Consider the following 22,104-nt stretch of genomic DNA (forward strand, 5'->3'; position numbering starts at 1 on the left):
ACTTATCCAGCACTGGTTCCGATGACCCAGATACATCAGCGTTGCGCCGATATGAAAAAAAATGACTAGGAGTATTAGCATTCCGGGCTGGCCTCTCTCAGCGAATCAGAAGGGGTTTTCCCGCCACTTACAGTGTACCTCTTCAATCTTGTGGACTTTTCGATTCGTTCTTTCACAAGAACCTCACACCGCACCAGCAACAGATGGCACAAAGGCGTCAAAAATAAAATCATTGCTGTCGCGGAGGCCACACCACCAAGTACACTTGTGCCAATCGCTCGCTGCGCGGCAGAGCCTGGACCTGAAGCCAATACCAGTGGAATCACGCCGGCACCAAATGTTAGTGAAGTCATAAGAATAGGACGCAGGCGTTTTTGCACAGACGAACAAATCGCTGTAAGTAGAGGTTCGCCATTGACACGCGCCTGCTCTGTAAACTCCACGATCAGAATGGCGTTTTTTGCTGTGAGGCCAATGGTGGCAATTACACCGACCTGGAAATAAATATCGTGAGCCAGGCCCAACAAATTGGCTGCCAGTACCGCTCCTGAAAGCCCTACGGGAATAACCAGCAATACAGAGAGAGGGATAGTCCAGCGCTCATATAAAACGGCCAGACAAAGAAAAATAAACAGAATGGATACCGCATACATCATCGGCGCCTGGCCGCTGGATATTTTCTCCTGATAAGACAGGCCGCTCCACGCGTAGTGAGCCTCCCCCTGCGCCTCTGCCTGCTGTTCCACTGCGGCGAGCGCCGCACCGGAACTCACCCCCGGTGCGGCGACACCGCTAATACGGATTGCCGGCATACCGTTGAATCGGGCCAGCTCAACGGGCGCCGTATCCCAGCGGCTAGAGGCAAAGGCGGCGAATGGTGTCATTTCACCTTGTCGGTTGCGCACGTACCACCGCTGCAGGTCTTCCGGTACAGCCCGGGCTCCGGCATCCGCCTGGAGTATCACTTTCTTCAAACGCCCCTGGTGCACGAAATCGTTGATATAAGCACTGCCCCATGCAGTGCTGAGCGTTGAATTAACACTGTCAAGATCCAGCCCCAGCGCCGCCGCTTTGGGACGATCTATATCAATTCGCAGCACTGGACCTGGCTCTAAGGCATCACTATCGGCAAATAAAATTTCCGGTTTCTCATTGAGTGCCTGAACCAGGTTTCGCGCGCGTTCGGCGAGCGCCTGCTGACCTTCCCCGGTCCCGTCCTGCAGCCAGAACTCAAACCCGTCACTCTCCCCCAGACCGTCGATTGGGGGTAGCACGGTGGCAAAGACTCGCGCATCCATTAAGTGGCTGAGCGCTTCTGTGGCCCTCGCGGCAATAGCCTGAGCGCTATTCTCTTCGCTCGAGCGCAACTCCCAATCCACCAAGGGTATAAATGCGATGCCGGCATTTTGCCCGGCGCCACCAAAACTGAATCCGGAAACGGTATAAATCCCTGCGACGTTATCGGCCTCTTCTTCGAGGAAATATTTCTCAATGCCTTCCACCAATCCGGCGGTGCGGGTATAGGTCGCTCCAGGCGGCAGTGTGTAGCGGACCATTACCGTTCCCTGATCATCCACCGGCACCAGCGAATCCGGCAAACGTTGATATCCCCAAAATACAGTCCCAATCAAGACTGCATAAATCAGAGCAAAGCGGCCCGGACGTGACAGCACATAATTGAGCCCGGTGACGACAAGCCCGTCTCCCCGGGTTTTCCACCGCTGATTTCGTGGGGCGGATCTGAGCAGTTGCGCGCACAACACTGGCGTCAATGCAATCGCCACTAGAGCCGAAAGCGCCATTGCTGATACCAAGGTGATAGAAAATTGACGGTAAATAACCCCCACAGATCCGGGGAAGAATGCCATAGGCAAAAATACCGCACCCAGTACCATAGTGATTCCCACCAGTGCCGGGGTAATTTCCTCCATTGATTGGCGGGTAGCCGCCGCGGCATCCAGTCCGCGTTCCGCCATGATCCGCGCGGCGTTTTCAACCACCACAATAGCATCGTCAACCAACAGGCCTATGGCGAGCACCAACCCGAATAAGGTCAATGTATTGATGGAATAACCGGCCGAAGCGAGGATGGCGAAAGTTCCCAGTACCACTACGGGAATGGTAACGGCCGGAATCAGCGTGGCGCGCCAATCGCGCAGGAAGGCGAGCATCACCAGAATAACCAGCAGCACCGCTTCCAATAAGGTTTTTACCACCTCTCCTATGGAGCGCTTTACGAAACGGGACGCATCCTCCGGGTAAAATACTTTCACACCAGGCGGAAAACTGGGCTGTAACTGGGCAATGCGTGCACGCACCGCATCTGCAGTCGCTACGGCATTCGCGCCGGGTGCGAGATTAATGGCAAGTCCAGATGCCGGCTTGCCATTAAAACGGGAAGTGGTGGTGTAATCCTCGCTGCCGATCTCCACTCTGGCCACGTCCGCCAGGCGCACGACAGCACCATCCACAGACGATTTGAGCACAATATTGCGGAACTGCTCTACAGTGCGCAGACGCGATAGCGCGGTTACTGAGACGTTCAACTGTTGTCCGGGTCTGGATGGCCGCGCCCCCAATTCTCCCACCGGAACTTCTGTGTTCTGAGCCTCTATTGCCCGGGATACATCCTCGGGCATCAGGCCATAGGCGGTTAGCTTTTCCGGCTGCAACCAGATACGCATCGCGTAAGGTGAACCAAAGGGTTCGATTTGCCCGACTCCGGGTACGCGACTAATTGCATCAGCGACTTGGCTGTTGATCCAGTCGGAGAGGTCGGAATCATTGCGCACACCGCTCTCATCATAAAAAACAGCCACCATCAAAAAGCTGCCCTGCTGAGCCGAAACATTAAGCCCGGCCTGGCGCACCGCCGGCGGCAAGCGGTAGCTCACTTCATTGACCCGATTCTGCACCTGCATCTGTGCTACCTCCGGATCTGTGCCCTGGGCAAAAGTGAGACGTAGCCGCGCTTCACCAGCTGAGCTGCTACTGGATGAAAAATACAACAGGTGATCCAGGTTTTTCAGCGCTTGCTCCAATACCTGAGTCACACTGGCCTCGACCACTTCCGCGGAGGCACCGGAATAAACAGCGGATACATTGACCGTAGGCGGAGAGACAGGAGGGTATTGCGCAACGGGGAGTTGACGCAAAGCCACTGCCCCGCAGAGTATCATCACAAGGATCAAAACCCAGCTGAGTACCGGCCGTGCGAGAAAAAAGTGCGCTAAGGTTGCGCTGGTACCGCGCTTGGTGTTCAAGGTTGCGCCTCCGTTGCATTCTCCACCCTGACCAAGGCTGTGCGCTCTGAGGCTTCACCCGTATTCGTCCACGGCACAGCGTCCACCACCAATCCTGGATATACGCGCAAACTTCCCTCTACCAGTACACGCTCGCCCTCGGCCAATCCCTCACCCAAAACCCACTGATGCTCCTTGCTGGCCAGCAGCTCCACGCGGCGCAGAGATACGCTCTGATCATCTCCGACAACCCACACCTGCGCCTCGCCACGACCGTTAAAATGCACAGCCTGTTGTGGTACCAGAGCTACTGCTCTGGCCACACCCAGCTGCACCCGGGCACGCACAAACATACCCGGCAGCAACAATCCGTCGGGATTGGGGATTTCTGCGCGCAGAGTGAGTACACCAGTCTGAAGATCAATATTCCGCTCCGTGGCCTTAATCTGACCGGTATGCGGATAAACTTGATCACCGATAATAAGCTCTACTTCTCGATTACCGGGTTTCATCCAACCGCTGGCCAGTTTCTGCTGGACCAAGAGCATTTGCTCTCCCGATTGGACTATATCGATATAAATGGGATCTAACTGCTGAATACTGGCCAGGGGCTGGTTCTGGTCCGCTGCGACAAGTGCACCTTCAGTAATCCATGCCCGGCTGATCACACCTGCGATAGGAGCCCTGATTTCTGTGCGCTTTAAATCCAGTTCAGCCTGGTTCAGTGCTGCCTCAGCCACCTGCACACGGGCCAGTCCCTGCAAATACTCCGCTTGCGCACGTTCACTTAATTGCCGGCTGATTGCGTCATCTTCGGACAATTTCTTCAGGCGCGAAGCTTCATTTTTTAATGTTTCCAGTTCTGCCTTCGCAGCCATTACCTCCGCCCTGGCCCGCGCAACCTGTATCTGGTAATCGTCTGAGTTAATGATGTAGAGCAGGTCACCGGCATTGACAAAGGCCCCCTCTTTGAACAAGCGCTTCTCCAATATGCCGCTAACCTGCGGGCGAACTTCCGCAATTCTCAAAGGAGCAACCCGGGCTGGCAGCGTATACTCCACAGGCATAGGACCAACGGATACCTTTGTCACGGCAACTTGTGGAGATTTTTTTCCATCTATCTCTCGATCCGGCATGCTTTCTGCACAGCCAAACAGCATGAAAAATAGAACGATAAGTTTTACTAATATTTTATTTTTCACTACTGTTTTCCTATTTTTAATCCAGTCAATAGCATTCTCCAGGTTCCCACCCGCCTGAAGCCAAATCCATTTCCCAACAACATTAAAAACTCAACTAATTTGAATTGCCGAACCTCTGAATAGTTTTCTACTTGATGACAAAGATTATTTTCATCCAGATACGTATTACGCAATCAACTACAGCGCTCATGCAAATTAATCAGAGGTTCCACAACCCTTCTCTGACATGGCACATGGATAAATCTTTAGTCACCCGATAAAAGACCTGCTTTAATTTATCTATTTTTCTCAGGCAGATAATGTCGCTCCACCATCGACAACGATATTCTGCATGGTGATGTGACTCGCCTGATCGGAAGCAAGAAAAATCACCGTATTGGCAATTTCCTCTGGCTTTGCAATCTTTTTCAAAGGTATTCCCAATTTGTATTGCTCCGGAATTCCGGCAATTGTTCTTTGGTAGCCATCCTCAACATTTCCACGCTTATCCATCAGCATGGATTGCAACATCTCTGTATCCGTAGAGCCGGGAGAAACCAGATTGCAACGCACGCCAAATTCCGCAAGCTCCAAAGCGGCACAGTGACTCAGGCTTTGCAAAGCCGCCTTGGAAGCACAATAGCCCCCCATGCACATGCGCGGCACCCTGGACGCGTTGGAAGCGATATTAACAATGGCGCCCTGCCGTTGTGTTTTGAAATGGTGCGACAATTCGCGTAGCAAATAAAAAACGCCACTGACGTTCACATCCATGCATTTTTCCCAATCTTTCAGCGACATGGCGTTGCGACTTGTCTTGTCGATATCTCCGAGCCGCAATACACCGGCGGCATTAACAAGAACTCTTGGGCCCATCCCCTCGTGAAGCATTTCCTCAACTAATACACGGACCTGCTCCGGATCAGATACGTCCAGGTGACGGGTTGTAAAGGCATATCCCCTGCCTTCAAAACGACAATCCAACCCCAGTACCCGGGCGCCGAGATGCACAAAGCGATCTGCGACTACGCGCCCAATCCCGCGCGCGGCACCGGTGACCCAGACAGTTTGTTGCTGGAAACTGTAACCGCTACTGTTATCGACGATATTCACTAATCAAGCTGCCTGTTTTTGCTCAATCAATTTCCACCAATTGGCCAGGGTAGGCTCACCTGCAAGCTCTTCGAAACTAAGATGTATACCTAGCTGCTGCCAGCGACCGATCAGCTGCATTACCTGAATAGAGTCGAGCCCATAATCCAGAAGGTTGTCTTCGGGGTCCGGTGTTCCGGCATCCTCCTCTAACAAGGGGGTGATTTGCGCGGTCAGCCAGGGAAAGTCCACTTTCGCTACTGGATTTAAAATCTCTTCAACCGTCGTCACCGACCCACAGCGACCAGCGACAAAATCAAGTGCTTGTTGATGCTCCCGGGGCGAAAAGTCGGCGACAGCATCCGCAACGAGAAACGGCTTAATATCCCGCATAAATGCATCGAGCGCTGTAGTCATACAGCCGATGTGGGCATATACACCACCAATAATCAGCTGATCCCGCCCCCAATCGCGCATCAGGGCTTCAAGATGCGAACGCTGAAAAGCACTGTAGCGCCACTTCACCAGCACAGTGTCATTTTTCTCCGGTGTCAGTGGCGTAACAATTTTTGCCGCTTCTGGATCACTCGCGGTTATTCCCGGCCCCCACAGATCCGTCAGCAACGCGCGCTCTTCCGCCGTCTGACTGGGTGGCTGGGCGGTGTACACCACGGGGACTTTATGTTCCCAGGCCCAAGAACGCAGTGCGATGAGGTTCGCTAGCAGAGTGTCGATAAGCGCACTTTCTTCACCATAGAAGTGCAGGAAATACTCCTGCATATCGTGAATCAAAAGCACAGCTCTTTCGGCATCCAGATTCCACCGAACCCTGTTCTCGGGCATCTGCTGTGGCATTGGATAAGAGCGGATAGATGGAATACTCATATTTGCTTCCCAGCCTCCTTCAAATAGCTTCCTCGGCCAATAAGCGGCGCCCCACCTGAGCACGCAGAGCCACCTTGTCAATTTTTCCCACCGCCGTCAGCGGCAGCGCTTTGAGAAACTGGAACCGGTCCGGTATCTTGTAGTCGGCAAGCCCCTGCTCTCTAAGAAAACGGCGCAGCTGTACGGGTTTTAATTTTGCGTTGCGTGTGACGATACAGGCGCAGCTCTTCTCCCCAAGATTGGCATCCTGCAAGGCAATCAACCCTACCTGTTCAATGTCGCCGTGTTTCACCAGTAGGTTTTCCACCTCTTCCGCGGCTATTTTTTCTCCACCGCGATTGATCTGGTCTTTGACCCGCCCCACGACTCTTAAATAGCCGTCTTCATCCTGCTGCACTATGTCTCCGGAGCAGTAAAATCCCTCTTTGTCGAATACCCGTGCGTTTTGCTGCGGTGCCTTGTAATAACCGCGAAAGGTGTATGGGCCACGGGTATAAAGCAGACCGGGCTGCCCCACGGTTACTGGGTTGCCTTTTTCGTCCAGCACCCGAACCTCATCGCCATCGCTCATCGGGCGCCCCTGAGTGGTGAAAATTTTTTCATCGCTATCGTCCAGACGCGTGTAATTCACCAGGCCTTCGGCCATTCCGAAAACCTGTTGCAAACGGCACCCAAGGACAGTGGGAACACGGCGGGCCACTGTCTCGGCAAAATTCGCCCCGCCCACCTGTAACAATTGCAAACTGTTCAGAGGCTTCTCTCCGCGCGCCTGCGCGCGCTCAGCTGCAGACAGCCAGAGGTTTACCGCTGAAGGGACCAAGGCGGCCATGGTGACGCCGTGGCGCTGCACCAGTGCAAAACACTGCCCGGGCTCCGTTGATTCGGCCAGGATCACGGTGCCCCCCGCGTGAAAAACACCGAGAGCGCCCGGGGAGCTGAGGGGAAAATTATGCGGTGCGGGCAATGCACAGAGGTATCTGGTGTGCGAGCTCAGGCGGCAAATCTCCGCGCTGCGGCGCACACTATAGTAGTAATCATTGTGTGTGCGCGGGATCAGCTTTGGTGTTCCCGTGCTGCCTCCGGACAATTGGAAAAATGCCACTTGATGTGCCGCCGAGGGAGAACAAAACGCCCGTCCGGCGGGGCCCTCAGGGCTGTGGAGACATTGTTCCAGATCGTCTGTGTAATCTGTGGCCCCCAGCACCAATACGTGCACCTGGGGGAATTTCTTTTTCAGCTGTTCAGTGAAATCTGCACTTCGAAACAGCTTGTGACGCGCGCTGCCGATTACCAGCGCCGGTTGCAGTTGTTCCGCATAGGCATTGAGTTCCAGTTGTTGATGGCTAAACAGCGCATTGACCGGCGCCACGCCAAGTTTCAGCAAGGCAAAAAAGACAATATAAAACTCGGCGATATTGGGTAACTGGACCAGCGCAGTCTGCCCCCGGCACAGTCCGCGCTGCCCAAGCTCTGCCGCCAAATGGGATGACAGCCGGTCAAGATCCGCGTAGGTAAAGGCCCGCTCGCCACAAATTACAGCCACGTTTTTTGCAGAGTCACTCCCCTGTATCAAATCAGTCAGGGGGCGGTCTATCCAGTAGCCACTCTGCCGATAGCGACGTTGCAGCTCCTCGGGCCATTGCGTGTATTCAATTGCGGAAATCGCACCCATAGCCTCTGTAGTCATGCCGACACCTCCGACCTGGTGTCCAACGGCTTGCGCGCGGCCCGAGCAATTTCTCCGCTGTTATTTTTGTTCGCCCTTACATTGTCTTCGCCGATAACGTCAGCTTTTTCCCCGTCTTTTTCCATGTCCGCGTCAACGCCGAGGGCATTCAACATCGTCTTAAGTTTTGCCTGTGTTTCCTGCCACTCACTTTCCGGGTCCGAGTCCGCCACGATGCCTGCACCCGCAAAAAGCTGTACACGGCGTCCGGAAAAGAATCCGCACCGAATTGCCACCGCCCATTCGCCATTGCCCTGGGCATCACACCAGCCGACGATGCCACCGAACATTCCCCGGTCAAATGGTTCCACCAGTTGAATCAGTTTCTGCGCAGCTTCCGTCGGGAATCCACATAAAGCCGGCGTTGGATGCAGGCGGCAGGCCAACTGCAGTACTGTCATATCCGGGTTAGCCAGCGTTCCACAAATTGGCGTAGAGAGATGCCACATGGTGCTGGTTTGCATCAATTGAGGGCTATCGGGAATGCTTAGTTCGCTGCACAGCGGCGTCAATTGCGCGCGAATATCTTCAATCACCAGCCGGTGCTCGTAGGCATCTTTAGCGGACTCGGTGAGATTTTCACTGACCTTTTTATCCATCGCCGTATCGCCCTGCCGCTTGGCCGAGCCAGCCAGGGGATTGGTATACACTTGCGCTCCCTGGCGCCGCAGCAACAGCTCCGGACTTGCCCCTATCAATTGCGCACCGCTGGATAGCGGAAAGCGGAAATGATAGGCAGAGGGGTTGAGCGCAACCAGACGACTAAAAAATGTGTTCAGGCACACAGGGCCATCCAATTCCAACTCCAGCATGCGGGAAAGAACGGCTTTTCGGATATCACTGAGGGAAAAGTTCGCAATGATCTGCTTAACCGCCTGTTTAAAGCGTTGTTTTTCTGGCAGGCTCTTTTGGTGCAGCAACCGGGGGGATTTACACTCACCCTGTTTTGTTTTAACAGCTATAAAAGGCTTAATCCGCAGTGAACGCGAGAAAATTTCATAACTGCACGGTATTGTAATCTCCGCCGGCTGTGTCTGATCAAAGGGAATAGCGCCAATGGCAATCGGGTTGGCTATCCCTGCCTGACGCGCCCGTTGAAATGCGGCTCGCAACTTATGATGGAAGAAATCGTTGTCCGAATCTCCATCCTTGCCCCCCAGAATCCATTGGTGACTTTTATCCCCGCTTTTTACCGGCAGTAGCAATTGTTCAAATATCCCATTTCCACGAATGCCGCAGTGGGATGACATAAAAAGGTATTCCGCGTTTGCCAGCTCAGAATCCACCCCCTTGAACTCTGCAGCTTCAGCCAGTTCGTTCATCGCATTCTCCTCGCGAGTAAAGGAACATCTGACCACTTCCAAAATGGTCCCACGGGCGCTATTGGATATTGAAAAGAATCTGATTAATTCGCTTCAGGGCAATCGTTGCTGCACGCAGATATGGTGCTCAATTAAAGCTATGGATATTTAGAATATCGTTATATGTACGGGCGGAATCTATAGCGGCCTAGTCATACATTATTGAAATATCCATTTCATTACCTGTGTGCCCCTCAATCAACTGCAGCGCTCGCGCGAATCAAACAGAGATTCTTTAGTGAACCCGAGGAGTTTTTGGAATGAGTTTCCACCGGACATCAGTGCAATAAGCCGGGACCAGTATCAGCAACTCCTTTGCATATAGCCCCGGCACGCATCCGTGCGCTATCCAGCCCGGAATCGGGCCGAAGACAGGGTGCCCAGCAGTGGGCACCTGAATGCAGTTACAAGCAGAACCGCGCTTGATGGATGCACATGGGCGCATCCTTAGAAGCTATAGTGGGCACTCAGATAATAATTTCGGCCCAATTCCCTTGAGTAATAGCTTTCATTTTCCTCTTCCAGGTCGACATCCGTAACATTTTTTATTCCAAATCGCAGTCCGAATGCGTCCGTTATTTCATAGGACCCGGTTACGTCAAGGCGGGTGTAGGAAGGCAGGGTTTCCCCGTAATAATCTACTTGTTCGCCGACATAGTTAGCGGAAACGTTGCCATTTAGCGCATCGGTGATCTGCCAATTCAGCGCCAGGTTTGCCTGCGTTTCCGGCTGATTCTCCAGGTCTATATCTTCTCCGCCGTAGCTGTATTCCGCATCGAACATATGGGTGTAATTGCCGGAAAGGAAAACGCTTGGCGTCAGCGTAACACTGCCATCCAGCTCTATGCCCCGGGTGTGGGCGGTGGAGAGATTCACCCAGGCGCGGGCACCGAGGGACTCGATATAACTGGCCTCTATCTTATCTTCGACATCGTTATCGAAGACCACCGCACTTAGGTGCCAGCCGTCTTCACGCGCCTCAATACCCGCTTCCATATTGGTGCTTGTTTCCGGCTCCAGATCGGGATTTCCAGGTATATAACAAGAGCCTCCACAGCTGAGCAGTTGGTATTGTTCACTGAACTGATAAACATCCGGCGCCTTGAATGCCTCGCTGATACCGCCTTTCAATACAATTGCGTCCGTCAATGCATAAGTCACGAACAGCTTTGAGGTGAAATGATCTCCGAACAGCTCGTGATCATCGAGGCGCCCCCCCAGAGTGAGGTTCAATCGCTCGGTGAAGGCGATTTCATCCTGAACGAACAGAGAAGTAGTGCTGACGGATTCAGAGCCGGTATCTGCATAGGAAACTTTGTCAGTGACTTCCTGTTCCCGGTACTCAATTCCGGCTGTTACGGCGTTAATACCCAGCTCGGTAATGCCATACGCTTTAAAATAGGTATTCTGCTCTTCCAGTATCCGATCTTGCGGATCGTCGTAGCGGCTGTTGTAGTCCTCGATTTCGCTGTCTTCCTGCTTCAGGTAGACAACACTTTTACCCCAGCCCCACTTGGCATCGTGGGTCAAGCCGTAGGAAAAGCGCTCAATTGACTGCTCCCGATAGTCAGCCCAGCCATCGCCAGCACTGTAGCGGCCGTAGGGGCGCTCATCATTGTTATAACCCAGGTCCACATCGAGATTTTGATTGTCGGTCAGCTTGATCCGGGTGGTACTCACCAAACTGGAAGATTCTTTTTCCTCCAATCCGGGCACCTCTGTCAGATCATCGGCATCGTTGCGGTACCAGGCATCGCGCTGATAAATTTCCGCGCTCAGGGATTGGCTCACGCGATCGCTGAGCGCACCGGAAATGGAAGCATTCACACGTTGCTGCGCACCCTCTTCACCGCCGTCGACCCCGCGGAATTCCACGTTGACATTGCCGTGCCACTCCTGTGACGGCGCCTTGGTGATAATGTTCACCACACCCCCAATAGCATCAGAGCCATACAGCGCAGCCATAGGACCGCGCACGATTTCCACGCGCTCGATACTGCCGAGGGGTACGGAGTTGTAATCAAAATCTCCGCCTCGCCACAGGGCACCGATGGAGGACACCCGCTTTCCATCCACTAGGATCAGGGTGTAGCGCCCGCCCATCCCGCGGATCTGAATTTCATCCCGCCCCAGTGAGTCCGAGCGGTTGTTCACCCCCACCGTATCCCGCAATAAATCGGCGAGACTGTTGACGGAAGTACGTGTGATTTCCTCGGAGGTAATGACGCTGGTAAAGGCGGGAGAGGTTGCGCTATCGCGAGCGGTCAGCGTTGCCGTCACGACCATTTCCTCCATATCCCCCTTCTCAGCGTCAGCGGCGTATACCGGTACCGCCAGGTTCATTGCGATCAGTGCAGCAAGCGTATTTTTTTTAAACATTTGTCAAAACTCTCCCCCAGTCTGCGAGTTAACGCCACCCGCGTGTAACGTCCAATTGATGCAAATGATATAGATTCTTATTTAGCTTTACAATACTAAACAATGGTTAACCCCAAGCTGGGCAGGTAATTCGCGTCAATTTGTTTTCGCACAGCGCGGGCCGACAGCCGAAAGCCAGTGACAGCGCGCGAATCGACGGCAGGTGGCGGCAATTGGGTGTTGAACAATTTGCGTGCGCAGCAGAATTGCCACGCGAAGGGGAGCGGCCAGCCTGTGCCGCTCAAACGGAATGGACTGGGATCAAATTGTGGATTGCGGCAGCGCGGAAATGCCGTTGACGATCAGGAAGGCGATAATCGCCGCCGTGCGCGCGGCGCGATCTTCAATATCGAAATAGGGGTTGTACTCCGCCATATCCGCCAGGCACACCTTTTTCGATGCCAAAACCGTATCCAGCAGCGGTTCCAATAACTCCAGTGACACACCCCGCCCCGCCGGGGCACTGACGGCGGGCATCACCGCCGCTGGCAGAACATCCAGGCACACGGTCAGGTAGACAATGTCCACACCGCGGATAAATTCCCGAATCCGCTCTTGCACCGACTCCAGGTTCCAGGCGGTAATTTCGCGGTCGCGAATCACCCTCACACCCAGTTCATTGGCGCGTTGGTAGAGCGCGGGTGTATTGGCACTGTCGGCGGCGCCGACACACAGATAATTAAACGGGCGACCATTGATCTCGCACTGCTCGGCGATCTGATAAAAGGGTGTACCCGATGAGCCCTTGGGCGCAGGGATACGCAAGTCCAGATGGGCGTCAAAATTGATAATGCCGAGCGTCTTATCTCTGTGTTGTTCCCGCATCCAGCGGGCGATACCCAAATAGCTACCGAAGGCAATCTCGTGGCCGCCACCGAGCACCAGCGGAAAATGGCCGCCAGAGAGCAGTTCGGCGATGCGCGCGCCCAGCAGCGATTGCGCGGACTCCAGGTCGTCTTTTTGAACTCTGACGTTACCCGCATCGTACAGGGGCGCATCAAAAGTGGCGGGCAGGTTGGCCATGGCCAGGCGCAACACGCGCGGCCCCTTGGCAGCACCGATGCGGCCTTTGTTGCGGCGCACGCCCTCGTCGGAGGCAAAACCGAGTATCGCCACCCCTGGCGGGCTGTCCAGCTGCAAGGGCGCAATCCTCTGGTGCCAGCGCTCACCGGCTCTGCCGTCCTCTGTGTCAGTGCGGCCGCGCCACAGGCGCATATCAGCCAGCTGCAACATCGCTGCCTCCTACGGTTTTGCCGGCAAAAAATACCCGCGCTGGATTCAGCGCGCCTACTTCGTAAGCCAGCCGATCGGGAGTATCCATTGGCCAGAGGACCATATCCGCCCGCAGTCCCACACGCAGTGATCCACGGGAGCAACTGAGTCCCAACGCCCTTGCCGCGGCGCGGGTGACGCCTGCCAGGGCTTCCGCGGGCGTCAGCCCGAAAAAATTACAACCCATGTTCATCATTAGGCGCAGCGATGCCAGGGGGCAGCTGCCTGGATTGAGATCAGAGGCCAGAGCCATGGGGACGCCAGAGGCGCGCAGCTTTTCCACCGGGGGTGTACGCGTTTCACGCAGCGTGTAAAAGGCCCCCGGCAACAATACTGCGACGGTGCCGCTTTCGGCCAAGGCCGCCACATCCATATCAGTGGTGTACTCAATATGGTCAACCGAGAGAGCGCCGGCCTTGACCGCCATGGCGGTGGCACCGGTATGCGCCATCTGCTCCGCGTGTACCTTCACCGGCAGGCCGAGCTTCTTCGCACAGTCGATAACCCGCTGGCACTGCTCGACAGAAAAAGCGATGGACTCACAGAACATATCCACCGCATCGGCCAACTGTTCCCCTGCCGCCGCAGGCAGTATCCGCTCGCATACCAGATCGATATATTCATCCGCGCGGCCGTCGTATTCCGGCGGCAGGGCATGGGCCGCAAGACAGCTGGTGACAATCTCCACCGGGTAGTGCTGAGCCAGGCGGCGGGCGGTGCGCAGCTGCTTCAGTTCCGTGTCCAACTCCAAACCGTAGCCGGATTTGATTTCCACGGTGGTCACGCCTTCGGACATCAGCGCCTGCAGGCGTGGCACAGCAGCGGCGTAGAGCTGTTCGGCACTGGCGGCGCGGGTGGCGCGTACCGTCGACAAAATCCCCCCGCCGGACCGGGCCACCTCCTCGTAGCTTTCACCGCCGAGGCGGCGGGCAAATTCCGACGCGCGGTGGCCGCCGTAAACCAGGTGGGTGTGGCAGTCGATCAGGCCCGGTGTCAGCCACTGGCCCTCGCCATCTACAACTTCATCCGCACTGCAATCCGGCAGTTCTTTGCGCGAACCCAGCCAGACAATTTTGCCGCCGGTCACCGCCACTGCGGCGTCCTCCACGGCACCGTAGCCCCCGCGGATCGCCGGGTCCATGGTGGCGGCGTGGATATTGGTGATCAACAAGTCACAGCGTTCTGTCATAGATACTTTTCCCAACGCCGAAACGGCCTTTACATGACACGGACGGCGCGAATTTCTTCTTTTAACCATAGACGGTCGCCCGGTAGACCGAGCGGTTTCTCTAAGGAACCTCTGATTAATTCGAGTGAGCGCCGAAATTAATCCCGGGGCACTCAGGCAAACTCATCAGAGACTCGCCGAGCTGGCGGCGCGGGCGCGGCCTCTGCCTGACAGGCATCCCGACCCCACCCACTAATCCCACCTAAGCCGCACTCGGCTTGACAGCACTCGGAGTGGGCACCATAGTACCCACCATCTTGTATATACAACCATATACAAGCTGACGTAGCAATTGACCGAAGTCTATGAATACTGCAAGAGAGCCCTCGGGCCCCAACACCGGCGAGCCACGCTATGCAGCCATCAAGCGCCATATCCGCCGCCAGATAGAGACGGGCAACTGGCCGGTGCACTTTCAGGTGCCCTCGGAAAACCAACTGGCACAGGAGTTCAATGTCAGCCGCATGACGGCGCGCCGGGCGCTGAGTGAGTTGACAGACGAAGGGGTGCTGAAACGCTCCCAAGGGCTGGGCACCTTCGTCGCCGAGCCGGTGCCGGCGGGCTCGCTCTTGGAAGTGCGCAATATCGCCGACGAGATCTCCGCCCGCGGCCACAGCTACAGCAGCCGGGTTCTATTGTTGCAGGGGGGGGAAGCCACACCCGAAGTGGCCCACGCCCTGAACGTGCCCGAGGGCGCGCTCATCTTCCACTCGATCATTGTGCACTGCGATAACGGGCTGCCGATTCAGTGGGAAGAGCGCTTTACCAATCCGGCGCTGGCGCCAGACTACTTGCAACAGGATTTCAGTGCGACCACCCCCAACGCCTATCTGTCCCGGGTGGCACCGCTGGTCGAGGCGGACACCACGGTGGAGGCGATTGCCGCGGATGCGGCCATCAGCGCGGCACTGGCAATTGAAGTAAACAGCCCATGCCTGCAGATCTGGCGCCGCACCAAGAGCAGCGCCGGCACCGTGAGTTTTGCGCGGCTGGTGCACCCGGGGAATCGTTATCGGTTGGGCGCGCAGCTCAGGTTCTGAAGAATTGGCATGCGTACCCCACCGCCAAAATAACTTTCGCACCCACGGATTAAGACAACTACACACCCGATAAAGAAATACAAACGGGCGACTCCGAGAAAATACCTTGCGAGGCAACCATGACGACCAATAAACGCCGCGATCCCAACCGTAAAATCACCGCCCCCACCGGCACCCGGCTCAACGCGAAAAGCTGGCTTACCGAAGCGCCGCTGCGCATGCTGATGAACAACCTGCACCCGGACGTAGCCGAGCGCCCGGAGGAACTGGTTGTCTACGGCGGCATCGGCCGCGCCGCACGGGACTGGGAGTGCTTCGACAAGATCGTCGAGGTATTAAAGCGCCTGGAGGAGGACGAAACCCTGCTGGTGCAGTCCGGCAAACCGGTGGGTGTATTCAAAACCCACGCCGACGCGCCGCGAGTACTGATCGCCAACTCCAATCTGGTGCCCCACTGGGCCAACTGGGAACACTTCAACGAGCTGGATAAAAAAGGGCTGATGATGTACGGCCAGATGACCGCCGGCTCCTGGATCTATATCGGCTCTCAGGGCATTGTGCAGGGCACCTATGAAACCTTCGCCGCAGTGGCACGCCAGCATTTCGGCGGCCAGTCCAAAGGCCGCTGGATTCTCACCGGCGGTCTCGGCGGCATGGGCGGCGCCCAGCCGCTGGCGGCGACCATGGCCGGCTTCAGCATGATCGCGGTCGAGTGCGACGAAAGCCGCATCGATTTTCGTCTGCGCACCGGCTATCTGGACCGCAAAACCGACAGTCTGGATCAGGCGCTGCAAATTATCGAAGAGGCCAAAAACAAAGGCGAAGCGGTTTCCGTCGGCCTGCTCGGCAATGCCGCGGAAATTTTTCCGGAAATCGTCGCCCGCAATATCCAGCCGGACGCAGTCACCGACCAGACCTCCGCCCACGATCCGTTAAACGGCTATCTGCCCAAGGGCTGGACCCTGCAACAGGCCGCAGAAATGCGCCAAAAAGATCCGGCACTGGTGGTAAAGGAAGCGAAAAAATCCATGGCCATCCAGGTACAGGCCATGCTGGAACTGCAAAAGCGCGGCGCCGCCACCCTGGACTACGGCAACAACATCCGCCAGATGGCTTTCGAAGAAGGCGTAGAAAATGCCTTCGATTTCCCCGGCTTTGTACCCGCCTATATCCGCCCGCTCTTCTGCGAAGGCATAGGCCCCTTCCGCTGGGCGGCCCTGTCCGGCAATCCGGAAGATATCTACAAAACCGACGCCAAGGTAAAAGAACTGATCCCGGACAATCCCCAGCTGCACAACTGGCTGGATATGGCCCGCGAACGCATCCGCTTTCAGGGCCTGCCGGCGCGAATCTGCTGGGTGGGTCTGAAAGACCGCGCGCGCCTGGCCCTGGCCTTTAACGACATGGTGGCCAGCGGCGAGCTGGAGGCGCCGGTGGTAATCGGCCGCGACCACCTGGATTCCGGCTCCGTCGCCAGCCCCAACCGCGAAACCGAAGCCATGCTGGACGGCAGCGATGCCGTATCCGACTGGCCCCTGCTCAACGCCCTGCTGAATACCGCCAGCGGCGCCACCTGGGTCTCTATCCACCACGGCGGCGGTGTAGGCATGGGCTTTTCCCAGCACGCCGGCGTAGTGATTGTCTGTGACGGCACCGAAGCGGCGCGCAAGCGTATTGAACGGGTGCTGTGGAACGACCCGGCCACCGGCGTGATGCGCCACGCGGATGCGGGCTACGAAATTGCGAAGCAATGCGCCAGGGAACAGGGCCTGGACTTGCCGATGCTGAAAGACTGAAACCGCTTCGAAAATAACAATTTGGTGAGAGTTTTATGTACCAACTGGAAATTGACCCCGGCCAGCTGAGCCTCGCCCAACTGCGCCGCGTCGCGCGCGAGCCGGTAACCCTGTCCTTGGCCAAAAGTGCCTATCCAGCCATCGAGGCCGCCGCCAAAACCGTTGCCCAGGTGCTCAGCGAGGGGCGCACCGTCTACGGAATCAACACTGGTTTCGGCCTGCTGGCAAACACGCGCATCGAGAAAAAAGATCTGGAAACTCTGCAGCGTGCAATCGTGTTGAGCCACGCCGCCGGTACCGGCGACTTTATGGACGAGGCCACAGTGCGCCTGCTGATGGTGCTGAAAATCAATTCCCTCGCGCGCGGCTTTTCCGGCGTGCGCGCGGAACTGATCGACGCGCTGATCCAACTGGTCAACGCCGGTGTTATCCCCGCGATTCCGGAAAAGGGTTCAGTGGGCGCCTCCGGCGACCTCGCCCCCCTGGCCCATATGAGCGTGGTGCTGCTGGGCGAGGGCGAAGTATTTATCAACGGCGAACGCCGCCCCGCCATAGACGGCCTGAAAAAAGCGGGCCTGACACCGATAACCCTCGCCCCCAAAGAGGGCTTGGCGCTGCTGAACGGCACCCAGGCCTCTACCGCCTTTGCGCTGCAGGGGCTGTTCGCGGCTGAAGACTTGTTTGCCGGCGCTGTCGTCACCGGTGCTCTGGCGCTGGAGGCCGCCAAGGGGTCGCGCCGTCCCTTCGACGACCGCATTCATCAGGTGCGAGGACAAAAAGCACAACGCGACGTGGCCGCCGCCTACCGCGCACTGCTCGGCGACAGCAGCCAGATCGGCGACTCCCACCAATTCTGCGAAAAGGTTCAAGACCCCTATTCCCTGCGCTGCCAGCCCCAGGTGATGGGCGCCTGCCTGCAACAGATCCGCTTTGCCGCCGAAGTGCTGCTGGCGGAAGCCAACGGCGTGTCCGACAACCCGCTGGTGTTCGCCGACGGGGAAGACACCGACATTATTTCCGGCGGCAACTTCCACGCGGAGCCTGTGGCCATGGTCGCCGACAACCTGGCCCTGGCGCTGGCGGAAATTGGCGCCCTCTCCGAACGCCGCATGGCCCTGTTAATCGACACCAACCTGTCCGGCCTGCCGCCCTTCCTGGTGGAAAACGGCGGGGTCAACTCCGGCTTTATGATCGCTCAGGTAACCGCCGCCGCGCTGGCCAGCGAAAACAAAACCCTCGCCCACCCGGCCAGTGTCGACTCACTGCCGACTTCCGCCAACCAGGAAGACCATGTCTCCATGGCCACCTTCGCCGGTCGCCGCCTGCGGGATATGGCCGACAACACCTGCGGTATTCTGGCGGTGGAATTGCTGGCCGCCTGTCAGGGACTGGATTTCCGCGCGCCTTTGAAGACCACAGAAACACTGGAAGCGGCCAAGGCGATGCTGCGCGAGCGGGTGGCTTTCTACGACAAGGACCGCTACTTCGCGCCGGATATCGAAGAAGCCAAACAGCTGCTGAAAAGCGCCCTCTACCTGCAGCTTGTCAATAACGAGCTATTGCCCAGCTGCCACTGAATCTCCATCCCGCTTCTGAGGCGCCGTATCCGCTCGGCGCCTTTTCTGTTCCCCCTCCTCTCGACAAAAGAGATCGAAATCCGCGCAATTTGATGAAATTTGCGCCATCCCTGCTAGGCTGACTATTAGATGTTTTAGCCGCCAACCGGCGCGGAGGTCTGAATGAGCAGGCTGTGTGAAAGGGTGCTGGCGTCCGCCACCTGCTGTGTAGTGATGGCCACAAGTGTCCTGACGCTGTCCGCCTGCAGCGGTAGCGGGTACTCCCCCCGCAGTACCACTGTAACCGGCAGGGCTTATTACCGGTTCGGCGGCCCCTATTCCCACTGCCACCCGGACGGCGTCTGCCATAACGCACGCCACCCTGACTACTACTGGAGCGGGGGCTACTACCGTCCGCGGCCGCCCTATTACTACTGGCCGCCGGTGGCGCCGCGGCTTATCCCCTACTAACCGGCGGGCACCAACCAATCCCAGGCGAGCGACACAGAGGTGCCGCAGGGAATGCCGTAACCAATGGAGCTTTCCCAACTCGGAGATTGTGCTATGAACAGACTCCTCAAAACCGGGCTGATTGCCACCACCATCGGCTCCGCCCTTACCTTAGGCGCCTGTGTAACCGACGGCTACTACAGCGGCGGCTACTATTCCACCTATCCCTACTCTTACCCTTACTATTATCCATCCAGTAACGTCTATCTCTATTACTCATCTCCGCGCTACTACCGCTATCGCTACCACCCGCGCTACCGTTACTACGGACGCCCCTACTATCGCGGCCACTACCAATATCGCGGCCGTCCCTACTACCGCACCCGTCCCTACTATCACAACCGCTCCTATTACCGTGGCCGCAGCTATCACAGTGGTCGTTCCTATTACCGCAGCCCGAGCCGGTCAATACACCGCTCCAGCGGACACCGCTCGTCTCATCGCCGCTGATAAGGGCACACTTCCTCCCGCCGCTGCCGGTATCGCGCCGGCGGCGGCAGCCCATCGCATCACTGTTCTCATACCTTGGTCATACAGACCAGCCCCGGCACCGCTGCTAGCATTTTTAAAAACAAACACAAGACTCTAAATGCCGGTGCGCGGCGGATAGGCCGGACCGGAAAACAACTGCGGGGGTTTTTCAGTGCAGCAGGAACAAAAACAACCGGTTTTAATCAGCGGCTCCACCAGTGGTATTGGCCTTGCAATCGCGCACCGCATGGCGGGAGCCGGCCACCCTGTCATGTTGCACGGGCTGATGGAACCTGCGCAGGGCGCGCAATTACAGCGCCAATTCCGCGAAAAATACGCCGTGGAATGCGGTTTCAGCGCGGCGAATATCGCCTCAGAGGAAGGCTGCGCGCAGCTGGTGGCCGAAACTCGTGAAGCCATCGGCCAGCCGTCAATTCTGGTCAACAATGCCGGGGTTCAATTTACTTCCCAAGCCCAGGATTTTCCCACCGAACAGTGGCACAGAATTATCGCCATCAATCTGAGTGCGGCCTTCTTCCTCAGCCGGGAACTGCTGCCCGGTATGCGCGAGAATCAGTGGGGGCGCATCATTAACATCGCCTCTGTACACGGCTTGGTAGCATCCGAGCAGAAAGCCGCCTACTGCGCCGCCAAACACGGCCTAGTGGGGTTAACCAAAGTGCTGGCACTGGAAAACGCTGACTTTGGCATCACCGCCAACGCCATCTGTCCCGGATGGGTCGAGACCCCCTTAATACAACCCCAAATAGAAGCCATTGCCGAACGCGAAAGCCTGGATCTGGAAGCCGCCCGAATACGCCTGATCGGCGCCAAGCAGCCACTGACACGGGCAACGGCACCAGAGGCTATCGGCGAACTGGCACTCTATTTATGCGGCGACTTCGCCAACACTATTACCGGCGCTTCCCTGCCGGTGGACGGAGGCTGGAGCGCGCAGTAACATCTCCGCCCCGTTATATAAATTTTTCATCAACGGGGCGCGAAGTGAATTACCAACTGCTGATTGCCGACGATCACCCCCTCTATCGCGACGCCCTGGCTACCACTCTGTCCCGCCACTTCCCGGACTGCGAACTTCTGCAGAGCCGGGATCTCCAGTCCACCCTGAACGCCCTGGAGGATTCCACCATTGACCTGCTGCTCCTGGACCTGAATATGCCCGGCAGCGAGGGCTTCAGCGGCCTGGCGCAGATACGCAACGACTATCCGACGGTCCCGGTTGTGGTGGTGTCCGGCAGCGACAGAGATACAGTGATACGGCAGGCCGCCGCACTCGGGGCCAGCGGTTTTCTCTCCAAAACGGCAGAGCCGGAGGAAATTGTACAGTGCATCGAACAGGTACTGGCGGGAGAACAATGGTTCAGCACCGAGGCACTGGAAAGCGAGCAGGAAAGCGACCTCGCCGAGCGCTTAAACCGACTGACACCGCAGCAACTGCGCATTTTCCACATGATCGCCCGCGGCATGCTGAACAAACAGATTGCCTTTGAGCTGGAAATCACCGAACCCACAGTAAAAAGCCACGTGACAGCGATTCTGCGCAAGCTGGAACTGCGCGACCGCAAGCAGTTGATTCGCGAGGCTCAGTCTCTGGTCCAGCTTTAAGAGCTCTTTGTACGTCAGTGGTGGTGGCAGAGATTTTATATCCGGGTACCACTACATGGCTGCTACGAGGACCTATCTAACACCCAGTTAGTAATTTTTGTATTGGCTGGGTAGTGTTCAGAATTCTGTGTCATTTCTTTACCATAAACAAAAAAGAGATGACCCATGACCAAACCTACCTTCGATATGGATGCCGCCATCAAGGCACTGCGTGAGGGCAAAGACCTCAGTGGCAAAGACGGCATCCTGACCCCACTGATCAAACAGCTTACCGAAGCGGCCATGCGGGCGGAGCTGGAGGAGCACCTCGCAAGCGAGGACAAGCCCAACCGCAAGAATGGCCATACATCTAAGACCATGAAGAGCTCCGCTGGCAGCTTTGAACTGGATACGCCGCGGGACCGTGCCGGCACCTTCGAACCGCAGATCGTCAAAAAGCATCAGACGCAGCTTACCGACGAACTGGAGCGCAAAGTGATTGCCCTGTTTGCCCTCGGTAACAGCTACCAGGACATCCGCACACACATTGCCGAAATCTACGGTATGGAACTCTCCAACGGCACCATTAATGCCGTTACAGACAAGCTGCGCCCGAGCTTCAGGCCTGGCGTGAGCGCGACCTGGAGCCTATCTACCCTATCATCTGGCTCGACGCTATCCACTATAAAATCAAGGAAAACGGCCGCTATATCAGCAAGGC

The 22,104-nt window shown here is 56.6% G+C and carries 16 protein-coding genes and 1 pseudogene; 8 read left to right on the top strand and 9 right to left on the bottom strand.

What is annotated here, in order from left to right; all coding sequences use genetic code 11:
- Positions 1–74: 74 nt before the first annotated feature.
- The 9 genes from BM155_RS15675 to hutI form a co-directional block, all read right to left on the bottom strand.
- Positions 75–3,263, bottom strand: a complete 3,189-nt coding sequence (locus BM155_RS15675; RefSeq protein ID WP_074904167.1) for a multidrug efflux RND transporter permease subunit — start codon at positions 3,261–3,263, stop codon at positions 75–77.
- Positions 3,260–4,402 (bottom strand): efflux RND transporter periplasmic adaptor subunit, encoded by a 1,143-nt coding sequence (locus BM155_RS15680; RefSeq protein WP_074904195.1) that lies wholly within the window; start codon positions 4,400–4,402, stop codon positions 3,260–3,262. Before BM155_RS15680 ends, BM155_RS15675 begins: the two co-directional genes overlap by 4 nt.
- 330 nt (positions 4,403–4,732) lie before the next feature.
- Positions 4,733–5,536, bottom strand: coding sequence for a 2,3-dihydro-2,3-dihydroxybenzoate dehydrogenase (gene dhbA / locus BM155_RS15685; RefSeq protein WP_302848373.1), 804 nt, complete (start codon positions 5,534–5,536; stop codon positions 4,733–4,735).
- Between the two features lie 3 nt (positions 5,537–5,539).
- Positions 5,540–6,400, bottom strand: a complete 861-nt coding sequence (locus BM155_RS15690; RefSeq protein ID WP_067156339.1) for an isochorismatase — start codon at positions 6,398–6,400, stop codon at positions 5,540–5,542.
- A 19-nt stretch (positions 6,401–6,419) separates the two neighbouring features.
- Positions 6,420–8,087, bottom strand: a complete 1,668-nt coding sequence (locus BM155_RS15695; RefSeq protein ID WP_217641557.1) for a (2,3-dihydroxybenzoyl)adenylate synthase — start codon at positions 8,085–8,087, stop codon at positions 6,420–6,422.
- Entirely contained in the window at positions 8,084–9,448 is a 1,365-nt protein-coding gene (locus BM155_RS15700) for an isochorismate synthase (protein ID WP_074904170.1), read from the bottom strand. Before BM155_RS15700 ends, BM155_RS15695 begins: the two co-directional genes overlap by 4 nt.
- 486 nt (positions 9,449–9,934) lie before the next feature.
- Complete coding sequence (locus BM155_RS15705; RefSeq protein WP_067156342.1) at positions 9,935–11,866, bottom strand: TonB-dependent receptor domain-containing protein; 1,932 nt, start codon at positions 11,864–11,866, stop codon at positions 9,935–9,937.
- A gap of 300 nt (positions 11,867–12,166) precedes the next feature.
- Complete coding sequence (gene hutG / locus BM155_RS15710; protein WP_067156345.1) at positions 12,167–13,138, bottom strand: formimidoylglutamase; 972 nt, start codon at positions 13,136–13,138, stop codon at positions 12,167–12,169.
- Positions 13,122–14,366, bottom strand: coding sequence for an imidazolonepropionase (gene hutI / locus BM155_RS15715; RefSeq protein WP_074904173.1), 1,245 nt, complete (start codon positions 14,364–14,366; stop codon positions 13,122–13,124). Before hutI ends, hutG begins: the two co-directional genes overlap by 17 nt.
- A gap of 344 nt (positions 14,367–14,710) precedes the next feature.
- Here hutI and hutC point away from each other — a divergent pair, with 344 nt between their 5' ends.
- The 8 genes and pseudogenes from hutC to BM155_RS15755 form a co-directional block, all read left to right on the top strand.
- Complete coding sequence (gene hutC, locus BM155_RS15720) at positions 14,711–15,445, top strand: histidine utilization transcriptional repressor HutC (RefSeq protein WP_074904175.1); 735 nt, start codon at positions 14,711–14,713, stop codon at positions 15,443–15,445.
- A 119-nt stretch (positions 15,446–15,564) separates the two neighbouring features.
- Entirely contained in the window at positions 15,565–17,241 is a 1,677-nt protein-coding gene (gene hutU / locus BM155_RS15725) for a urocanate hydratase (protein ID WP_074904178.1), read from the top strand.
- 35 nt (positions 17,242–17,276) lie between these two features.
- Positions 17,277–18,818 (top strand): histidine ammonia-lyase, encoded by a 1,542-nt coding sequence (hutH, locus tag BM155_RS15730; RefSeq protein ID WP_067156356.1) that lies wholly within the window; start codon positions 17,277–17,279, stop codon positions 18,816–18,818.
- Between the two features lie 162 nt (positions 18,819–18,980).
- The gene (locus BM155_RS15735; protein ID WP_067156359.1) at positions 18,981–19,268 is read left to right on the top strand and encodes a hypothetical protein; all 288 of its coding nucleotides are present in this window, start codon (positions 18,981–18,983) and stop codon (positions 19,266–19,268) included.
- Positions 19,269–19,361: 93 nt separating this feature from the next.
- On the top strand, positions 19,362–19,757 hold the full coding sequence (locus tag BM155_RS15740; RefSeq protein WP_067156362.1) for a hypothetical protein: 396 nt from the start codon (positions 19,362–19,364) through the stop codon (positions 19,755–19,757).
- A 193-nt stretch (positions 19,758–19,950) separates the two neighbouring features.
- Positions 19,951–20,739 carry a 3-hydroxybutyrate dehydrogenase gene (locus BM155_RS15745; RefSeq protein ID WP_067156366.1) on the top strand — a complete coding sequence of 263 codons (789 nt, stop codon included), beginning with the start codon at positions 19,951–19,953 and terminating at the stop codon, positions 20,737–20,739.
- A gap of 44 nt (positions 20,740–20,783) precedes the next feature.
- Complete coding sequence (locus tag BM155_RS15750) at positions 20,784–21,404, top strand: response regulator transcription factor (protein WP_067156368.1); 621 nt, start codon at positions 20,784–20,786, stop codon at positions 21,402–21,404.
- 165 nt (positions 21,405–21,569) lie between these two features.
- Positions 21,570–22,104, top strand: a pseudogene (locus tag BM155_RS15755) (transposase); the annotation flags it as partial.

The organism is Microbulbifer thermotolerans, assembly GCF_900112305.1.
Classification (GTDB): Bacteria; Pseudomonadota; Gammaproteobacteria; order Pseudomonadales; family Cellvibrionaceae; genus Microbulbifer; species Microbulbifer thermotolerans.